Here is a 17,803-nt window from a genome sequence, read left to right as displayed (position 1 = left end):
CGCCCGGTTATTGGGGCACCGTGGCCGTGGTCGGCACCGTGATATTGCCCTGGGCCCAGGCCGCTTCGCGGTTAGCCAGCGCCGTGGCAATCGACTGGACTTCGGTCGATTGCACTTCGTTTGGCAGTGGGTCGAGACCGGCACTGGCAAAGATCTGCCCGTAGGCGTTGCGCAGGTCGGCGTAGGCCAGGTCCCGGCGCAGATCGGCCTGCAGGGTATTGAGTTCACCCTGGATCAGATCGAGCTCGCCAATGCCGGCAGCCTGGTGACGACTGCGCAATTGACCGACAATCTGCCCGTCGATGTCCGACAGTTGCTGGCTGGTCTTGAACTGGCGCAGCGCTTCGCGATAGTTGGCATTGGCCACGTACAACTGCGCCAACACGGCAATCGACATCGCCTGGCGCCGCGCCGACGCCACTTCTTCACCGGCCTTGGCCACGTCGATGGCCGCCGGGGCGGAAATCACGTTGAACAGGTTCCAGGTGACTTTCACGCCATAGTCGGCCCAGCCCTGTTCCACCAGGAACGAGTTGCTGTCGTAGTGCCCGCCGGCGGAGAACTCCAGGCCTGGCAGCAGGCGCAGCATGGCCTTGCGGGTTTCGGCGGCGGTAATGCGCGTCTGATAGTCCTGCTCGCGCAGTTCCGGACGGCTGGCCAGGGCTTCCTGTTCGAGGCGGGACAGGTCGACCTTGAGCTCCGGAATCTCGTACTCATCCTGGGTCGCCAGGGTCAACTCGGTGCCCAGGGGCAGGTTGATCAGGGTCGCCAGTTCGGTCTTGGCCAGCGACAGCGCCCGGCGCTGCTCTTCGAGCTGGCGGGTGGCCTGGATCAGCGAGCGCTGGTAACCCAGGGCCTGAACCGGGTCACCGATGCGTTGCTCGCTCATGCTCTGGCTGTTGCCGCGTGCCGACTCGACCCGGGCCATCAAGCTGTCGATCTGCTTGAGCAGGCGCTCGGCGGCCATGGCGCGCCAGTAGGCTGAACGCACGTCCTGGACGATGGTGTTGATCACCTTGCGACGACGCTCCTGCACGATCAGCCGCTGGTCGCCGGCCTGCTTGGCGCTGATGTAGCTCACGCCGAAGTCGAGCACGTTCCAGACCATGGTCAGGTCCGCCACCTCACGGTCGCGGTCCTGGGAGGTCGACGGTTCCAGGGACTGGGTGCCGGTTTCGACACTCTGGCTACTGGAGGCGCTGACATTGTTGCGGCCGACATAACCGGCATCCAGCGCCATGCGCGGCAGCATGTCGAAACTGGCGAGGTCCAGTTGCCGTTTTGCCAGGGCCTCCTCCATGATCTTCAAGCGACCTTCGAGGTTGTACTTCACCGCGCGGGCCATGGCCTGGTGCAGGGTCAGCGGGCCACTGAGGGGCTCCTGGCCCTTGTACATATTCTGCAGGTCGGTCCGGGCGCGCTGTTCGCTGACGCTTCGATCGATCGGCTCACTGGTGACGGCACATCCGCTGACCACCAACGCCAGCGCACTCACTGCGAATAACTTCTGACTTCTATTCATTCCCTGGATTGCCCCTGGCTGCCCCATTTTTTAGTTTTATCAGGCCTGTACCTGGCTGATGCCGACCTGTTGCAAAGCCATCGCCAGGCTGTCTACCTGACGTTGTTCAGTGTCCTTGAGGTGTTGCAGTTGCTGGCCCAAGGTCGGTGCGCCAAACATCCCGCGCAAGCCCTGGGACACATCGCCCCCCTGCATCGATGAATTGCCGAAGGCGTCCATCGATTCGCCCTCGGAAGCGGCGTCCTGGTTGAACAGCGTCGACAGCGTGCTGCTGCCGAACACCCCGCCATCGCCACCGCCAAAGCCCAGGAACCCATGGCCCGAGCCGTCGCCGGCAGCATCGCTGCTAAAGACCTGGGCGATGTAGCTCGGCGCCAGTTCACCCCGGTTGATGAAAATATCGCCTATCGGATCCAGGCCACCGCCCACATCCCGTTGCTCGAACAGCGGCGGGAAGCCCAGCGGCGAGCCCAGGTTGCCGGTGGGCGGCGTGAAGATGATCGGCTGCAACGGCACGTCGGACGGTGGCACCACGGTAACCGGGTCCGAGATCAGGAACTCCGGTGGCGGCTTCACATCGTTGGGCACCACGGTGTCGATCTGGTAATTGTTGGACACCGACACCCCAGAGCCGGCGTTGCCCGACAGGTCGCTGACGTTGCTGGTGTCCAGGGCGATGAAATTGCTCGGGTCGGTGAGGTTGCCCGTCGGCGTGAACGTCGCCGTCCAGGTCTTGCCGCCGTCACTGCTGGCCAGGTTGGTCAGTTCACCGTTGGTGACGCTGAGATCCGACAGGTCGAAACCGCTCACCGCCTCGCTGAAGGTGATGGTCACCTGGGTCGTCTCGCCCACGCTCAGGTTCGGGTCGGCGACCACGATGGTCGCTGTCGGCCGGCTGGCATCCAGGGCGTAGTTCGCCGAGATCGCGATGCCAGCGCCCGCGTTGCCGGCCAGGTCCTGGACATTGCTGCTGTCGAGCAGGATCAGGTTGGTGGCATCATTGACGCCCGCGGTCGGCGTCAGGGTCGCCGTCCAGGTCAGGCCGCCGTCATTGCTGGCGAGGTTCGACAGCACGCCGTTGGCCACGCTCAGATCCGACAGGTCGAAGCCCGACACCGCTTCGGTGAAGCTGATGGTCACGGTGGTGGTCTGACCGATGCCCAGGCTGGTATCGCCCAGGGTGATGGTGGCGCCCGGGCGCACCGTGTCGACCGCGTAGTTGTTGGAGTTCACCACCCCGACGCCGCTGTTGCCCGAGGCATTGACCACGCCGCTGGTGTCCAGGCTGATGAGGTTGCTGGTGTCGGTGATGTTGCTCGCCGGGGTGAAGGTCGCAGTCCAGGTCACGCCGCCATCGCTGGACGAAACGTTGCTCAGGGTGCCGTTGCTCACGCTCAGGTCGCTGTTGTCGAAGCCGCTGACCGCTTCCGAGAAGGTGATGGTCACCAATGAGGTTTCACCGACGTTGAGGGCGTTGTCGGCCACCACGATCGTGGCGCTGGGCACCCGGGTCTCGACCGCGTAGTTAGCCGAGTCGGTGGTCCCCGCGCCGACATTGCCTGCCACGTCGCTCACCCCGGTATTGTCCAGGCTGATCAGGTTGGTGGCGTCGCTCACACCCAGGGTCGGGGTGAACGTGGCCGTCCAGGTCAGGCCACCGTCGCTGCTGCTGACAGCGCTCAGGGTGCCGTTGGCCACCGTCAGGTCAGCGTTGGTGAAACCGGTCACTGCTTCGCTGAAGGTGATGGTGACCTGGGCGGTTTCACCCGGCCTCAGCGTTGAATCACTGAGCACGATGGTGGCGGTTGGCAACTGGGTGTCGAGGGCGTAGTTGTTGGAATCGGTGGTGCCGCTGCCCGTATTACCCGCCAGGTCGGCCACACCCGTGTTATCCAGCGTGATCAGGTTGCTGGTGTCGTTGACGCCGACGGTCGGCGTGAACGTGGCCGTCCAGGTAATGCCGCCATCGCTGCTGCTCAGCCCGGTGAGCGAACCGTTGGCCACGCTCAGGTCGGCAGCGGTGAAACCGGTCACGGCTTCGCTGAAGGTGATGGTCACCAGCGACGTCTCGCCCGCGGCGATGGCCGTGTCGGCGACGATGATGGTCGCGGTCGGACGCACGGTGTCGATGGCATAGTTGTTGGAATCGGTGGTGCCGACCCCGGCATTGCCTGAACCGTTGGTCACACCGGTGTTGTCCAGGGTGATCAGGTTGCTGGTGTCGGAAACGCTGGCGCTCGGGGTGAACGTAGCGGTCCAGGTCACGCCACCGTCGCTGGACGAAACGTTGCTCAGCGTACCGTTGGCCACGCTCAGGTCGGCAGCGGTGAAACCGGTCACGGCTTCGCTGAAGGTGATGGTCACCAGCGACGTTTCACCGATGCTCAGCGACGTATCGGCCACCACGATGGTGGCGGTCGGAACCTGGGTGTCGATGGCGTAGTTGTTGGAGTTGGTCGTGCCCGTACCGGCATTGCCCGCCACATCGCTCACGCCACTGTTGTTCAGGACGATGAGGTTGGTCGCATCCCGTGTGCCGATGGTCGGGGTGAAGACCGCTGTCCAGGTGATACCACCGTCGCTGCTGCTGACGGCGCTCAGGGTGCCGTTGGCCACGCTCAGGTCCGAATTGTCGAAGCCGCTCACCGCCTCGCTGAAGGTGATGGTGACCAGTGACGTTTCACCGACGCTGAGGTTGGTGTCGGCCATGACGATCGTCGCCGTTGGGCGCAAGGTGTCGATGGCGTAGTTGTTCGAGTCGGTGGTGCCGCTGCCCGTATTACCCGCCAGGTCGGCCACGCCCGTGTTATCCAGCGTGATCAGGTTGCTGGTGTCGTTGATACCGACGGTCGGCGTGAACGTGGCCGTCCAGGTGATGCCGCCATCGCTGCTGCTCAGCCCGGTGAGCGTACCGTTGGCCACGCTCAGGTCGGCCGTGGTGAAACCGGTCACGGCTTCGCTGAAGGTGATGGTCACCAGCGACGTCTCGCCCGCGGCGATGGCCGTGTCGGCGACGACGATGGTCGCGCTCGGGCGCACGTTGTCGATGGCGTAGTTGTTGGAATCGGTGGTACCGACCCCGGCATTGCCTGAACCGTTGGTCACACCGGTGTTGTCCAGGGTGATCACATTGGTGGTGTCGCTGATGCTGGCGCTCGGAGTGAACGTGGCGGTCCAGGTCACGCCACCGTCGCTGCTGCTGACGTTGCTCAGTGTGCCATTGCCGACGAGCAGGTCACTGTTGTCGAAACCGCTCACCGCTTCGTTGAAGGTGATGGTCACCAGGGACGTTTCCCCGATACTCAGGGACGTATCGGCCACCACAATGGTCGCCGTCGGCACGTTGGTGTCGATGGCGTAGTTGTTGGAGTTGGTGGTGCCAGTGCCGGTGTTGCCTGCTGCATCGCTGACGCCGGTGTTGTTCAGGGTAATCAGGTTACTGACGTCGCTGACCCCCAGGTTCGGGGTCAGGGTGGCGGTCCAGGTCAAGCCGCCGTCGCTGCTGCTGACCGCGCTGAGCGTGCCATTGGCCACGGACAAGTCCGAGTTATTGAAACCACTGACCGCTTCGGAGAAGGTGATGGTCACCAGCGACGTTTCGCCAACGCTCAGCGCGGTGTCCGCCACCACGATGGTGGCGGTCGGGCGCAGTGTGTCGACGACGTAGTTGTTCGAGTCGGTGGTGCCGCTGCCGGCGTTGCCTGCTCCGTCCACGACCCCGGTGTTATCCAGGGTGATCAGGTTGCTGGTGTCGCTGATGCCCGCGCTCGGGGAGAAGGTCGCGGTGTAGGTGATGTTGTCGCTGGTGCTCAAGTTGCTCAAGACACCGTTCGCCGTCGTCAGGTCGGCCAGGGTGAAGCCGGTCACCGCTTCACTGAAGGTGATCGTCACCACGGACGTCTCGCCGATGCTGAGGGTGCTGTCGGCGACCACGATCGTCGCGGTCGGCCGAACGTTGTCGATGGCATAGTTGTTGGACGTGGTGGTGCCGCTGCCGGCGTTGCCGGCGGCATCGCTGACGCCGGTATTGTCCAGGGTAATGACATTGCTGGCGTCACTGATGCTGGCGGTCGGGGTCAGGGTCCCGGTCCAGGTAATACCGCCGTCGCTGCTGCTCAGCCCGGTGACGGTACCGTTGGCAACGCTCAGGTCGGCTGTGGTGAAGCCGGTCACCGCCTCGTTGAAGGTGATGGTCACCAGCGACGTTTCGCCGACGCTCAACGACGTATCGGCCACGACGACGGTGGCGGTCGGACGCTGGGTGTCGACGGCGTAGTTGTTGGAGCTGGTGGTGCCGGTGCCGGCATTACCGGCAGCGTCGACCACACCCGTGTTGGCCAGCACGACCAGGTTGGTGGCATCGGCGATGCTGGCGGTCGGCGTGAGCGTCGCGGTCCAGGTGATGCCGCCATCGCTGCTGCTCAGGCCACTCAAGGAGCCGTTGGCGACCGTCAGATCGGCCAGGGTGAAGCCGCTCACGGCCTCGCTGAAGGTAATGGTCACCAGTGAGGTTTCGCCGGCGGCCAGCGCGGTGTCGGCCACCACGATCGTGGCGGTCGGGCGCAGCGTGTCGATCGCGTAGTTGTTGGAGTCGGTGGTGCCCGCGTTGACGTTGCCGGAGAGATCGGCAATGCCGCCGCTGTTCAACGTGATCACGTTGGTGGTGTCACTGACGCTGGCGGTCGGGGTCAGGGTCGCGGTCCAGGTGATGCCACCATCGGCGCTGCTCAGTCCGGTCACCGAGCCGTTGGCGACCGTCAGGTCGGCGGCGGTGAAACCAGTCACCGCCTCATTGAACGTGATGGTTACCAGGGACGTTTCACCGACGCTCAGCGACGTATCGGCCACCACGATGGTGGCGGTCGGCAGCAGGGTATCGATGGCGTAGTTGTTGGAGTTGGTGGAGCCTACCCCGGCGTTGCCGGACAGGTCGGCGACGCCGGTCTTGTCCAGGACCACCAGGTTGGTGGTATCGGTGATATCAGCGCCCGGCGTCAGGGTCGCGGTCCAGGTGATGCCACCGTCGGCGCTGCTCAGGCCGGTGATCGTGCCGTTCGCCACCGTCAGGTCGGCGGTGGTGAAACCAGTCACCGCTTCAGAGAAAGTGATGGTCACTGCCGAGGTTTCACCGCTTTTGAGCGCGGTATCGGCCACCACGATGGTCGCGGTTGGCGCCACGGTGTCGTTGACCACGTAATTGTTCGAGCTGGTGGTGCCCACGCCAGCGTTGCCGGCCAGGTCGGCGACGCCAGTGTTGTCCAGGGTGATCACGTTGGTGGTGTCGGCAATGTTGCTGGCCGCCGTCAACGTGCCGGTCCAGGTGATACCGCCGTCACCACTGGTGAGGGTGCCGACAGTGCCGTTCTGCACCGTCAGGTCCGACGCCGTAAGGCCGGTCACGGCCTCGGAGAAGGTGATGGTCACCAGCGACGTACCGCCGGAGTTCAGGTTGGTATTGGCTACCACGACAGTCGCGGTCGGTGGCGTCAGGTCCGGCACATAGTTGGTGTTGATGGTACCGCCGTCACCATAGACGTTGGTCACCGACGATGGCGAAGTACCTGCGGTACCCGCACTCGCCCCACCAATGCCACTGCCCCCGACGTTGCCGGCCAGGGCCGCGAAGTTGGCGGCGGTAATCAGGATCGAACCTTTGTTCCAGATCGCACCAACACCGACGCCGCCGGCACCACCGGTGTGGTTGTAGCCGCCACCGGCCCCGCCGCCACCGCCGCCACCGCCCGCACCGATGTTGTTGGAAATCACCGAGTTGCCGATGATCCGCAGGGTTGCACCCGTATCGTTGTAGATACCGCCGACGGCTCCGCCACCGGCGCCGCCGATCTCGTTGTAGCCATCACCACCGCCACCGCCGCCGATGGACCGGCCGCCGCTGGACGCCGTGCCGCCGGCCGAACCGGTGCTGTAGCCCGGATAGGCGGCACCGCCAGCCCCGGCAGTAGAAGAACCGCCTCGCCCGCCCATGTTGGAGAAGCCACCACCGGCCCCGCCTTGACCAGACGAGCCGATGGAACCTGTGGCGTTGAGCGTATTGCCGCCGTTGCCGCCGTTGCCGAAACCGCTGATCGCACCACCGCCACCGCCACCGCCACCGGCGTATTGCGGCGTCACACCGCCACCGCCGCCACCGCCCGACGCGGCGTTCGCGGTGACCGTGACGTTCTTCAGGGTCAACGTCCCGGCGTTGTAGATCCCGCCGCCCTTGGCTACCAGCGCATCCGTGCCGCCGTCGCCGCCGTTACCCGCCACCATGCCGCGGGTGATCACCAGGCCATCGAGGGTAGCCGTCGTGCCGGACGTCACATTGAGGATCTGCGTGCGGAATTGTCCGTCGAGGGTCACGTCGGCGACATTGTCGTTATTGAGGTCGCCATCGATGGTCACGTTCTTGTTGACCACCAGCACCTGGGTCAGCGCGACGGTCATGCCACTGTTGAAGGTCACGATATCGCCGTTCTGCGCGGAAGCCAGGGCCGCACGCAACGAGCCCACACCAGTGTTGGCGTTGTTGGTAGCCGTCCAGGTGGCAAGACCCCATTGGTACTCGCTCATCGCATTGGCCGACAGCACGTTGGCGCTTTCGATATTGCCGGTGGCAATTTCCAGGTCCCAGTCACCGCCCAGGCCTGTGCGGTCATTGGAGGCCGCCACGTCGCGGCCGGTCAACTGCGCCAACGAATCGACCAGCGCCAAGCCACGGTCGCCCTCGGCGGTGTAGCAGCCGTAGATCAGGATATCGCCACCGGCGTTCATGTCCTGGCCGATCTGCGCCAGCACCTCGCTGCGGGCCTGGACGTTGTCCGCCGACAGGTAGGCGTTGCCCAGCCACAAATCGCCGGCATTGCCGTGGGCGATGATTTGCACCGAGCTCACGCCCTGGTGGGTGTCCAGGTAGTCGGCAATCTGTTGCAGGCCGTCCTTGGTGGCATCGAGCTGCACCACTTGGGTGCCGGGCGCGACGCCATCGAGCAGGCTGGCAGCGTCCTTGACCCGGGAATCGACAAACACCACGGACTTGCCCGGAACGGCAGCCTCGGTGGCATCGACCTGCCCCTGGGGCGCATGTGTATCGGCAGGCTGGTCAGCCGTCGGCGTCTTGGCCGCATCAGCAGTGGGATGAGCCTCCGGTTGCGCGGCCTCGGCCACGGTCGCGGCCACCGCGCCGTCGAACAGCATGCGCGGCTCCAGTGACATGATCATTGGCGATGCCAGGGCCTGTGCGCCCTCGATTACCCGCGATTTACCTTTGCTCCACCACATGACGTTCACCTGGACTCGAACTGCTTGAACACGCAAATGAAAAAAACCGCGATCAACTGATCGCGGCGTCGGTTTTCATACGAATGACATTGGCGGCGCTGGCAGCCCCATCGCGCCAGAACGACAACTCGGCATATTTTTCGAACAGATCCGGCGGCAGCAGGGTCCGCCGGGTTTGCGGCGCGACCTTGGGCTTGACCTTGTGCAGGCCGGCAACGCCCAAGGCCTGGTCGAAGGCCGGTGCGTCGTAGGTCAAGTGATTGAAGTCGTGTTCGAACCAGGGCTCGCCGATGAACTCGTAGACCAGCCGCATCACCCGCTCGGGCGCCTGGCTCAGCAGGTCGTAATCGACGATCAGCAGCGACTCGGCGTGCTCGCCGTAATAGGCTTCCTTGAGCGCCGTCCAGGCAAACCCCACCAAGCGGTTGCGCTGGGCCAGGGTTTCGCAACGGCTGTAGACGGTATTGCGCTCGTCATCGTCGATGAACAGCTTGGTGTTCTCGAAGGGGTTGGCGCGATACAGCCGCTCCAGACTGTCGAGCACCCAGGCGACATTGCGTACACAGGCGATGGTCTTGGCTTGGGGAAACAGGTCTTGCAGGGCCGGCAGGCGCGCGCACCATTGGCGGTTGGTATCGAAGATGACGGGTTTGTCGGCCTTGTCGGCGTAGTAGGAGTCGAACAGCCCACGCAACAGGCGGCGGCGCAGGTCGGTGTCGATCACCGAGCCAAACTCGCTGCCGGCGCTGCACTGCTGCAGCACACTGCTGAACAGCGAACCGACGGGGCTGGTCATACCGGCGTGAAAGCGCGGGTTCTGCAACAGAATCGCAGAAAGCAGGGTCGAGCCTGAGCGCGGCAAGCCGGAAATAAAGTGAAACTGTGACAATCCTTTCACCATTTGTAGTCCTTTTGTGTCCGAAGCGTAGCTTAGGAAACAAGCGCCGCATAGTAGTACTTTGATATCAAATAGACCTCATCCCGTAAAAAAGATGGACGGTACAGGCTCTCGCCACACCTGAATCGATTTAGCCGATCCAGAAGAATTTTCCTGACGTCTCTCCCGGCAAAATCAGATATCCCGGTCTACGCTCAGCCGTGCGTGACAGGCCAGGGAATGAAGGCGTCGGGCTGATCGACCTTTCCCCCCATACCTTGCCCGCCCAACAGCAGAGCAATCACCTGAGGGATGAGGAATCTATGGAAGTATTCATCGGAACCATTCAAGCATTTGCCTTCAATTTCGCGCCCAGGGATTGGGCTCTATGCCAGGGGCAAACGCTCAGCCTTGCCCAGTACCAGACCCTTTTCGCCCTGATCGGCGTGACCTACGGGGGCAACGGCCAAACCAACTTCATGTTGCCCAACCTGCAAGGGCGCATGCCCATAGGGCAAGGCAACGGCCCGGGCCTGAGCCCACGCGTCATCGGCGAGGTTTCCGGCACCGAAAACGTCAGCGCGACACTGAATAACCTGCCCAACCACACCCACACCCTCACTGGCATCACCGCCTCGACCACCCTGCAACTGGCGAACCCGGCCAGCAATCCGGCGAATACACCCACGGCCACCAACTCGTTCATCGGCACCTCGGGCACCGGACCAGGTGCGGCGAATATTTATTCCGATCAGGTCGGCGCCTCGCCGGTGCCACTCAAAGGCGTGACAACGACGGTCAGCGGCACGGTCTCGCCCACAGGCGGCAGCACGCCGATGGCAATCATGAACCCGTTCCTGGCGATCAACTTCAGCATCGCCCTTCAAGGTTACTTCCCGTCCCGTAACTGATGACCCACCGCAGGGCCCGGCCCTCGGGTCCGTTGGAGTATCAACATGCTGCAAGCGGTTCATAGCCACCATTTCCAATCGTTGCTGGGCCAGACCAGCAGCCTGACCCTGCCCGACGGCAGTTGCCTGCCCATACGGGTCGAGACCCTCGAGGAGACGCCCAGGGCCAAGCTGCCGAACACCGAGCGCATGCCGTTCAGCGTGGAGCTCAACAGCTTGCAGGCCACCGAGTTCGTCGATGGCCTGTGTGCGCTGGACGTGCCCGAACTGGGCAGGCTCGAAGGCGTGTTCGTGTCACGGATCCCGCCGATGGGACGGGACCCCACGATTGGCTATTTCTACATCGCGTTCAATTAGCGAGTGGAGCTGCTACCGCCAGCCCCTGTGCGAGCCTGCTCGCGAAGGCGGTAGCACATCCAACATGACGACAACTGACCCCACTGCGTTCGCGAGCAGGCTCACCCCATAGACACATCAATCGGAGACCACCGCCCCAAAGATCTCGCCCGGCAGAATGCCGCAACCGCTCAGCCGTGCGTGATCAGGCCAGGGAATAGGGAATCGGGCCGAACGCAATCTTCTTCTCTGGCGACACCAGACCAATAACCTGAGGGATGAGGAATTTATGGAAGTATTCATGGGCACTATCCAGTCTTTTGCCTTTAACTTCGCACCCAATGGCTGGGCGCTGTGCAATGGACAGACACTCGCCGTCTCGCAATACCAGGCGTTGTTCTCACTGCTCGGCACCTACTACGGAGGCAATGGCACGACCAACTTCACGCTCCCCGATCTGCAAGGCCGCCTGCCGATGGGCCAGGGCAACGGCCTGGGCCTGACCCCGCGCGTCATCGGCGAGGTTGCGGGCACCGAAAACGTCACCGCAACCCTGAACAACCTGCCCAACCACACTCACGCCCTCGCCGGTATCACTGCCTCGACCACCCTGCAACTGGCGAACCCGGCCAGCAATCCGGCGAATACACCCACGGCCACCAACTCGTTCATCGGCACCTCGGGCACCGGGCCAGGTGCGGCGAATATCTATTCCGACCAGGTCGGCGCCTCGCCAGTGCCGCTCAAAGGCGTGACAACGACGGTTAGTGGAACGGTGTCCCCGACGGGCAATGGCCTGCCGATGGCGATCATGAACCCGTTCCTGGCGATCAATTTCAGCATCGCTTTGAACGGTCTCTTCCCGTCCCGCAACTGATCACCCGCCGCAGGGCCGTGGCCCGCCCCATTGGGAACGAGCCTGCTCGCGAAAGCGTTGGGTCAGTCGAATCAATGCCTTTTGACCCAGTGCGTTCGTGAGCATGCCCGCTCCAACAAGCTCACAAGACCCTCAATCGCCTTTCGGGTACCACACCAACCGCTCAGCCGCCGGGTTGCGTTCTTGCACTTCGAACCCCAGCGCCAGGTAGTGCCGCCGTGCGTGGGGGTTGCTGGCCCAGACCACGGTCGCCACCGGGCAGCGAATCTGCTGTGCGGCTTTCTGCACCCCTTGCAACACCGTCCGGCCATAACCCTGCCCGCGGGCCTGGGGGATGAAGGCCAGGTACAGCACGCGGATTTCATTCGGCCCGAAATCCGTGCTCAGGGCGCCGATGGCGGTGCCGAGCTTTTCCACCACGTAATGCATGGCATTGGGAAAGTTCTCCCCCAGCCCCTGCTCTTGCACCTGGAACTGCTGGGCGATTACCTGTTGCACCTGCTCGTGCTCACCGTCGATCCATTGCAGATCCGGACGCGCCGCCTGGTAAAGGCTCTGCAGGAACGGACCATCGCTGACCCGCGATGGCCGCACCACCAAGCCTTCTGCCGCCACTGAATCCATGTTCGCTCCTTAAAATCCGCTTTCCCTCACACCCAGCGCCGCCAACCGGCGCCAAGCCGCTCCCAGTACCGACTCCCCCCGCCCCTGCAGCACCACCACGCCACGCAGCGGTTGCAGCGGCGCAGCCCCGTCCTCGATCGCACTCAAGCGCACGCCGTACTGCGCCTGCACCGGTTCGGCCCGCTGCTGCGAATCACGGCGCACCGCGATCGGCCCGTGGTGATCGGAAGTCAGCGCCTGTTGCTCGACCCAGGCCACGCCGTTGGTGTCGATCTCATTCAGTTGCACGGCAATCGAAGGGTGCATCGGATCGTCGGCAATGAACCGGCCCGTGGCACCGGCACTGACCCGCCACAGCTCGGCCTCGGTCAGGTACCCACGCAGGCGAGAATCGGTCTGCACCACTCGCGCCAGCGGCTGCGTTGGCGATAGCCAACGCCCCACCGACAGTTGCGGCAGCAGGTCGCGCACCTGGCCGGCATGGGGCGCGCGCAGCAACAGGCGTTCCCGCTGGGCGACCAGGCCGCGGTATTCCGCCACCGCCTCGGCCAACTGCTGTTCAATGATGCCAGCATCGGCGGCGGTCTCGCTGCGCCCGGCCTGACGACGCATCTGCAACTGCTGGATCTCGATTTCCCGGCGCACGATGACCAGGCGCGACGCCATGTCCGGCGACTCCAGTTCAACCAGGACGTCGCCTTGGGCCACGGTCTGGCCGTCGTGCACATTCACTTGCTTGACCCGTGCCGCCACCGGCGCATACAACGCACTGGCACGACCGGCCTCCAGCATCGCCGGCACTTCCACGGCGCTGCGCCAGGGCAGCAGCAACGCCAGCACCAACGCCAGCAAGACCAGGCCGCTCAGCAGCACCCGCGGACCGTGGGCCTGTTCACGGCGACTCCACCATTGCCGCCACTCATTCACGATGGGCATAAAGATGAACCAGACCAATTCCACCATCATCAGGAAAATGCCCAGCACCTTGAAGAACAGGTGATAGACCGCCAGGGCAATACCGAAAAACAACGCCGCGCGCCACAACCACGAGCCATATCCCCAGACGAGCAAGCGACGGCGCATCTTCGGCGACCAGGGCTCCGGGGCCGCCAAGCCATAGCCGAACAAGGCTTCGCGCAGGCGCCAGCGACACAGGGCGAACGCACGGCCTTGAAGGTTATCCACCGCCCAGAAATCACTGAGCAGGAAATACCCGTCAAAGCGCATGAAAGGATTCAGGTTGATGATCAGCGTGGTGATCCAGGTGGCGCTGGCCAGCATGAACGCGGCAGTGCGCGCCGGCCCGTCGGGTAACAGCGACCAGGCCAGCAGGGCGACGCAGGCCAGCAGCAATTCTGCCAATACGCCACCGGCGCCGATCAGCAACCGCGCCCGTCGGTCGTTGATCCGCCAAGCATCACTGACATCGGTATAGAACATCGGCAACAGCACCATGAACGCCACACCCATGCTCTGCACCCGACAACCGGCGCGCTTGGCCATGAAGGCATGGCCGAACTCATGGCACAGCTTGGCGAAAAACAACGCCACCCCGAACGCCAGCGCACCGCCCAGGCTGAACAGGTGCGGAAACGTCGCCAGGAACCGCTGCCAATCCCGTGACACCAGGAAAATACCGAGCCCCAGGGTCAACGGCAGCCCATAGCGCAAGAGCTTGGGACCTAACCGTGCCAGCCAGGGCCAGGCGCGGTTGAGGAAGGCGTCCGGGCGCCACAGCGGAATGCGGAAAAACAGGTATTGGTGCAGCAGTATTTGCCACAGGCTCTGGCGCCGGGCCGCCGTCTTGAATGAGTAGCTGGCGCGCTGTTGCGGGTCCATCGCGCTGATCAGATCGTGGCCACGCAGAAAACCCAGCAACTGCTCCAGCGACTCACCATTGAGGGGCAGGCCCGGCTCACGGTTCGCCGCTTGCAGCACCCGTTCCGGGTCGCCCAGGGACCAATGACGCAGCATGCGCATCGCCGCCGCACCCAGCTTGAAATAGCGCCCGCGCACCGGGTCGGCCAGGGTCCATTGCGGCGAACCGTCAGGGTCTGGAGCCGCCGGGGACAACTGCAAATCGGGCCGCAGGCTCGGCAGGTTCATGCTACAGGCCTACGCTCTGGCGCAGCCCGGCCAGTGGCCGGCGCAACAGGTACAGTGCCAATGGGGCGCGCTCGCCAAAGACCTTTGCCGTGCCTCGCAGGCCGATGCGCGGCGCCGTGGCATCGAAGCGCGCGTCCAGCCGATAGGCCAATTGCCCGGCCGCCGTGGGCTGCGCTTCATAGGCCGAACGTTCGAGCCAGGCCAGATGCCGCTGCAATGGGTCGCTGTCAAGAAACAGCGCCACTTGTGCGCCGGGCTCCAGGGCGATCGCGTCGCCCACCGCCAGCTCGATACGCAACTCAGCCTGGTTCGGATCGGCAATTTCCATCAGCCGCTCGCCGGTCTGCACCGGCTTGCCGAGCCAGCGCTCGGCATCGGCAAACACCGCAATACCGTCCCGCTCGGCACGCACCTCGCTGCGCTTGAGCAGCTCCATCGCATAGTTACGCTCGGCACGTTTCTGTTCGACGCGGGCGGCCAGCAGGTCAACCTTGGAGCTCGACTCCGCATCGGCGAACGAGCGCTGGGAGTTGGCCTTGAGCTCCGCTTCGGCCACGCCCAACGCGCGCTCGGCCACATCGGCCTGAGCCTTGAGGCTGGTGCTTTCGAAACGCAGCAACAGGTCGCCATTCTTCACGGCCTGGTTGGGCTTGACCATGAACTCGGCAATGACGCCGTCCAACGGTGCCGCCACCACTTGCCCGCCCAGCGGCACCACTTCGGCCGGGGCCAGTACCGATTGGCGGACCGGAATCAGCAAGCCCAGCAACAGCATGGCGGCCAGCGCCACCTGCCGTTTGCGCGTCCAGCGCAGGCGCCACGGCTTGCGCGGTTGCAGGGCCAGCCAGGCATGGCTGTAGGTATCGCCCAACTGCGACAACAGCACTTGTTCAGACGGGGTCCACGGCAAATCACGGGCCAGCCACAACCCCCCGAACACCTGGCCTTGATGATCGACCAACGGCAGCCAGAACACCTGCCCCGCCGACAAACTGCGCCAGTCCGCCCGGATGGATTCACTGACCCCGTCAGCGGCGATCACCCGGGCCTGATTGAGCAGCCCTTGTTTGAACAACTGGGCCACCGCCTGCTCGACGAACGCCACGAACGGCGCATTAGGCTCCACGGCGCTGACGCCAGTCACCGCCTGCACCTTGCCGGCAATCAAGAGCGCGGCATGGCGAAACCCGAACAGCGCCTGGCCGTCATTGACCAGGCTGTAGCTCAATTGCGCCGGGGTGCGGGCAGCCCGCGTCTGGCGCTCAAGGTCGAGAAAACGGGCAAACACCTGCTCGGCGCTGCCCGATATCGGCGCGTTCACTTGGGCTCCGCAAAACGCGCCGTGCCACTCATGCCGGACAGCAAGCCGCTGGCATCCGGCACACTCGCCACCAGTAGCAGGGTCTGGCTGCCCTCATCGATGCGCGCGCCCAGGCGCTTGACCGTCGCCTGCAACGGCTTGCCGGTTTCATCGGGGATAAAGGTGAACGGCTGGCCGGGCTTGAGCCGGTCCATCCAGCGCGAAGGCACCAGCAGATGGATTTCCAGGGAGCGGTTGTCGACCACATCCAGCAACGGTGCGCCGGCCGCCACACTTTCATAACGCTGGACCTTGCGCGCCACCACCTGCCCGTCGAACGGTGCGACCACACTGCAACGCTTGACCTGCACCTGGTAGACCTGGGACTGCGCCTGCGCCTCGCTGACCCGCGCCTCGGCCCGCGACACTTCGAAACGCCCGACCGACTTCAACTCCGCCAGTTGCCGGTTATGGGCCAACTCTTCACTGGCGCCACGGCTGGCCGCCTGGGCCGCGTTGAGCTGGGCCTGGTACGCCGAGCAATCGAAACGCGCCAGGGTATCGCCCTTCTTGAACGACTCGCCCTCGCTGAAGGGCAACTCGACGATGCGCCCGGCCAACTCGCTGGCCAGCACCGCCTGGTCCCGCGCCCGAAGCACCCCACGCGCCTCGTTGCCGCCCGATGCACTGGCCGCGACGTTGCTGCCGAGCAATGGATCATCTGCCGCAGGCGTTTGCGCCTGGACGCCGCACGTTACAAAGGCCAATCCCACAACCCAACTACTCAAACGTCGCATGACCGTTACTCCCTGACGGATGGGCGGAGTCTACGACAGCGGTGGGGAGCGTCAAGGGAATAGCCTTATGAAGGGTGAAATATCTTGTTTAAAAAAGACTGAACAGTGGTCGAGAATGCTCGAGGTTTTTTTCTGAGGTATATCCGTAATAAATCCCACAGTGACTCAAGAAGAGCCGCTCATTCAAAACAGCACCGAATGATGGATTATTCCTTTCGTTGAACCGCTTCCATTCATTTCAATAAAAACTGAAATAATCGCTGACAAATCTAGCTGGAAACGTCTTGATCTTTGGTCGTAATAGCGCACAAAACTCAGCAGGCCGGTGCTTGAGCTTGTTCCCCTGCGGTTGACTCAGCGTCATCCCAGGCTTAGGATTCGCTCACTGCTCAACCTCGTACGCAGAGATTAAGTTCTCTGGCCGTTGGGGTGAAAACACCGGCTTCGGCCGGTTTTTTCGTTTCTGGGGATTGAGTTTGTGCGCACCGCTTTTTTCGTTGACGGCTATAACGTTTTTTATGGACTGCTTGCCGACACACCTTACAAATGGTTGAACCTGGCGCAGCTATTGGCGCACATCGCTCGCGTCGAAAATCCTCAAAGCTCACTCGCCTCCGTTGATTACTTTACGTCTTCGGTCAAACCGGAGTTGGCGACACGAGGGATCCTTTCCAAGGAAGCTCAAGACTCGTATGTCCGCGCACTGAAGGCCAGCAAAGTCGCCGTTCATTATGGTCGCCATCAGCTCGAGCGGGCCAATGCCCCTCGCTTTATCAGCAGAAGCGTCGGTGCCTCACGCCAGGACACAGTGGCTATTTGGAAGCTGGAAGAAAAGGAAACGGACGTCCATATTGCAATCAGCATGTATCGCATGGCCTCAAGACAAGAAACACTGCCAGTAGAAGAGCGTATCGAGCAACTCGTGCTGGTCTCTGGCGACACCGACATGGCCCCAGCATTGAGGGCTATCCGAGAAGATTTCCCTCACTTGAAAGTGGGTGTGGTGCTCCCCTACCAAACCGGTTCCAAGCGCCTCGCACCAGGCTCCTTGAAGGAACATGCCCACTGGATGCGCCGCGTGGTCACCTGCGAAGAACTCCAATCCCACCAGTTCCCCCACCGAGTCCCCACGCACAAGGCCCCCGCCATCAAGCCGGATTACTGGTAACGAC

The 17,803-nt window shown here is 63.4% G+C and carries 11 protein-coding genes; 4 read left to right on the top strand and 7 right to left on the bottom strand.

Annotation, left to right across the window (positions count from 1 at the left end; translation table 11 throughout):
• Window positions 1-7 precede the first annotated feature (7 nt).
• The 3 genes from KI237_RS01435 to KI237_RS01425 are packed head-to-tail and all read right to left on the bottom strand — an operon-like array spanning window position 8 to window position 9,701.
• A complete protein-coding gene (locus tag KI237_RS01435) occupies window positions 8-1,522 on the bottom strand; it encodes a TolC family protein (protein ID WP_212798490.1) in 1,515 nt (504 codons plus the stop codon).
• A 39-nt stretch (window positions 1,523-1,561) separates the two neighbouring features.
• Window positions 1,562-8,803, bottom strand: coding sequence for an Ig-like domain-containing protein (locus tag KI237_RS01430; RefSeq protein WP_212798489.1), 7,242 nt, complete (start codon window positions 8,801-8,803; stop codon window positions 1,562-1,564).
• Window positions 8,804-8,855: 52 nt separating this feature from the next.
• Window positions 8,856-9,701 carry a sulfotransferase family protein gene (locus KI237_RS01425; protein ID WP_212800531.1) on the bottom strand — a complete coding sequence of 282 codons (846 nt, stop codon included), beginning with the start codon at window positions 9,699-9,701 and terminating at the stop codon, window positions 8,856-8,858.
• Between the two features lie 302 nt (window positions 9,702-10,003).
• Between KI237_RS01425 and KI237_RS01420 the strand changes: the two genes are divergently transcribed.
• The 3 genes from KI237_RS01420 to KI237_RS01410 all read left to right on the top strand — a co-directional run bounded on the left by KI237_RS01420 (window position 10,004) and on the right by KI237_RS01410 (window position 11,804).
• Window positions 10,004-10,591, top strand: coding sequence for a phage tail protein (locus tag KI237_RS01420; RefSeq protein WP_212798488.1), 588 nt, complete (start codon window positions 10,004-10,006; stop codon window positions 10,589-10,591).
• A 45-nt stretch (window positions 10,592-10,636) separates the two neighbouring features.
• Window positions 10,637-10,948, top strand: coding sequence for a DUF6916 family protein (locus tag KI237_RS01415; protein ID WP_212798487.1), 312 nt, complete (start codon window positions 10,637-10,639; stop codon window positions 10,946-10,948).
• A gap of 268 nt (window positions 10,949-11,216) precedes the next feature.
• A complete protein-coding gene (locus KI237_RS01410; protein WP_212798486.1) occupies window positions 11,217-11,804 on the top strand; it encodes a phage tail protein in 588 nt (195 codons plus the stop codon).
• Window positions 11,805-11,936: 132 nt separating this feature from the next.
• Here the strand turns inward: KI237_RS01410 and KI237_RS01405 are convergent, their stop codons facing one another.
• From KI237_RS01405 to KI237_RS01390, 4 genes are read right to left on the bottom strand one after another with little or no spacing between them, the layout of a single operon-like run.
• Window positions 11,937-12,428, bottom strand: a complete 492-nt coding sequence (locus KI237_RS01405; protein ID WP_212798485.1) for a GNAT family N-acetyltransferase — start codon at window positions 12,426-12,428, stop codon at window positions 11,937-11,939.
• A 9-nt stretch (window positions 12,429-12,437) separates the two neighbouring features.
• Window positions 12,438-14,534: an efflux RND transporter periplasmic adaptor subunit gene (locus tag KI237_RS01400; protein ID WP_212798484.1), complete on the bottom strand. Its 2,097-nt coding sequence runs from the start codon at window positions 14,532-14,534 to the stop codon at window positions 12,438-12,440.
• Between the two features lies 1 nt (window position 14,535).
• Complete coding sequence (locus KI237_RS01395) at window positions 14,536-15,855, bottom strand: efflux RND transporter periplasmic adaptor subunit (protein WP_212798483.1); 1,320 nt, start codon at window positions 15,853-15,855, stop codon at window positions 14,536-14,538.
• Window positions 15,852-16,631, bottom strand: a complete 780-nt coding sequence (locus KI237_RS01390; protein ID WP_212798482.1) for an efflux RND transporter periplasmic adaptor subunit — start codon at window positions 16,629-16,631, stop codon at window positions 15,852-15,854. Before KI237_RS01390 ends, KI237_RS01395 begins: the two co-directional genes overlap by 4 nt.
• A 478-nt stretch (window positions 16,632-17,109) precedes the next feature.
• Between KI237_RS01390 and KI237_RS01385 the strand changes: the two genes are divergently transcribed.
• The gene (locus tag KI237_RS01385; protein ID WP_212798481.1) at window positions 17,110-17,799 is read left to right on the top strand and encodes an NYN domain-containing protein; all 690 of its coding nucleotides are present in this window, start codon (window positions 17,110-17,112) and stop codon (window positions 17,797-17,799) included.
• Window positions 17,800-17,803 lie beyond the last annotated feature (4 nt).

It is taken from the genome of Pseudomonas sp. St316, from assembly GCF_018325905.1.
Taxonomy (GTDB): domain Bacteria; phylum Pseudomonadota; class Gammaproteobacteria; order Pseudomonadales; family Pseudomonadaceae; genus Aquipseudomonas.
The sequence above is the reverse complement of the archived record's forward strand: the minus strand, read 5'-3'. Positions and strand labels throughout refer to the sequence as shown.

Excerpts from the sequence above, each read along its gene's own strand:
- KI237_RS01435 (WP_212798490.1), bottom strand. The coding sequence starts at position 1,522 with ATGAATAGAAGTCAGAAGTTATTCGCAGTGAGTGCGCTGGCGTTGGTG.
- KI237_RS01430 (WP_212798489.1), bottom strand. The coding sequence starts at position 8,803 with ATGTGGTGGAGCAAAGGTAAATCGCGGGTAATCGAGGGCGCACAGGCC.
- KI237_RS01420 (WP_212798488.1), top strand. The coding sequence starts at position 10,004 with ATGGAAGTATTCATCGGAACCATTCAAGCATTTGCCTTCAATTTCGCG.
- KI237_RS01415 (WP_212798487.1), top strand. The coding sequence starts at position 10,637 with ATGCTGCAAGCGGTTCATAGCCACCATTTCCAATCGTTGCTGGGCCAG.
- KI237_RS01410 (WP_212798486.1), top strand. The coding sequence starts at position 11,217 with ATGGAAGTATTCATGGGCACTATCCAGTCTTTTGCCTTTAACTTCGCA.
- KI237_RS01405 (WP_212798485.1), bottom strand. The coding sequence starts at position 12,428 with ATGGATTCAGTGGCGGCAGAAGGCTTGGTGGTGCGGCCATCGCGGGTC.
- KI237_RS01400 (WP_212798484.1), bottom strand. The coding sequence starts at position 14,534 with ATGAACCTGCCGAGCCTGCGGCCCGATTTGCAGTTGTCCCCGGCGGCT.
- KI237_RS01390 (WP_212798482.1), bottom strand. The coding sequence starts at position 16,631 with ATGCGACGTTTGAGTAGTTGGGTTGTGGGATTGGCCTTTGTAACGTGC.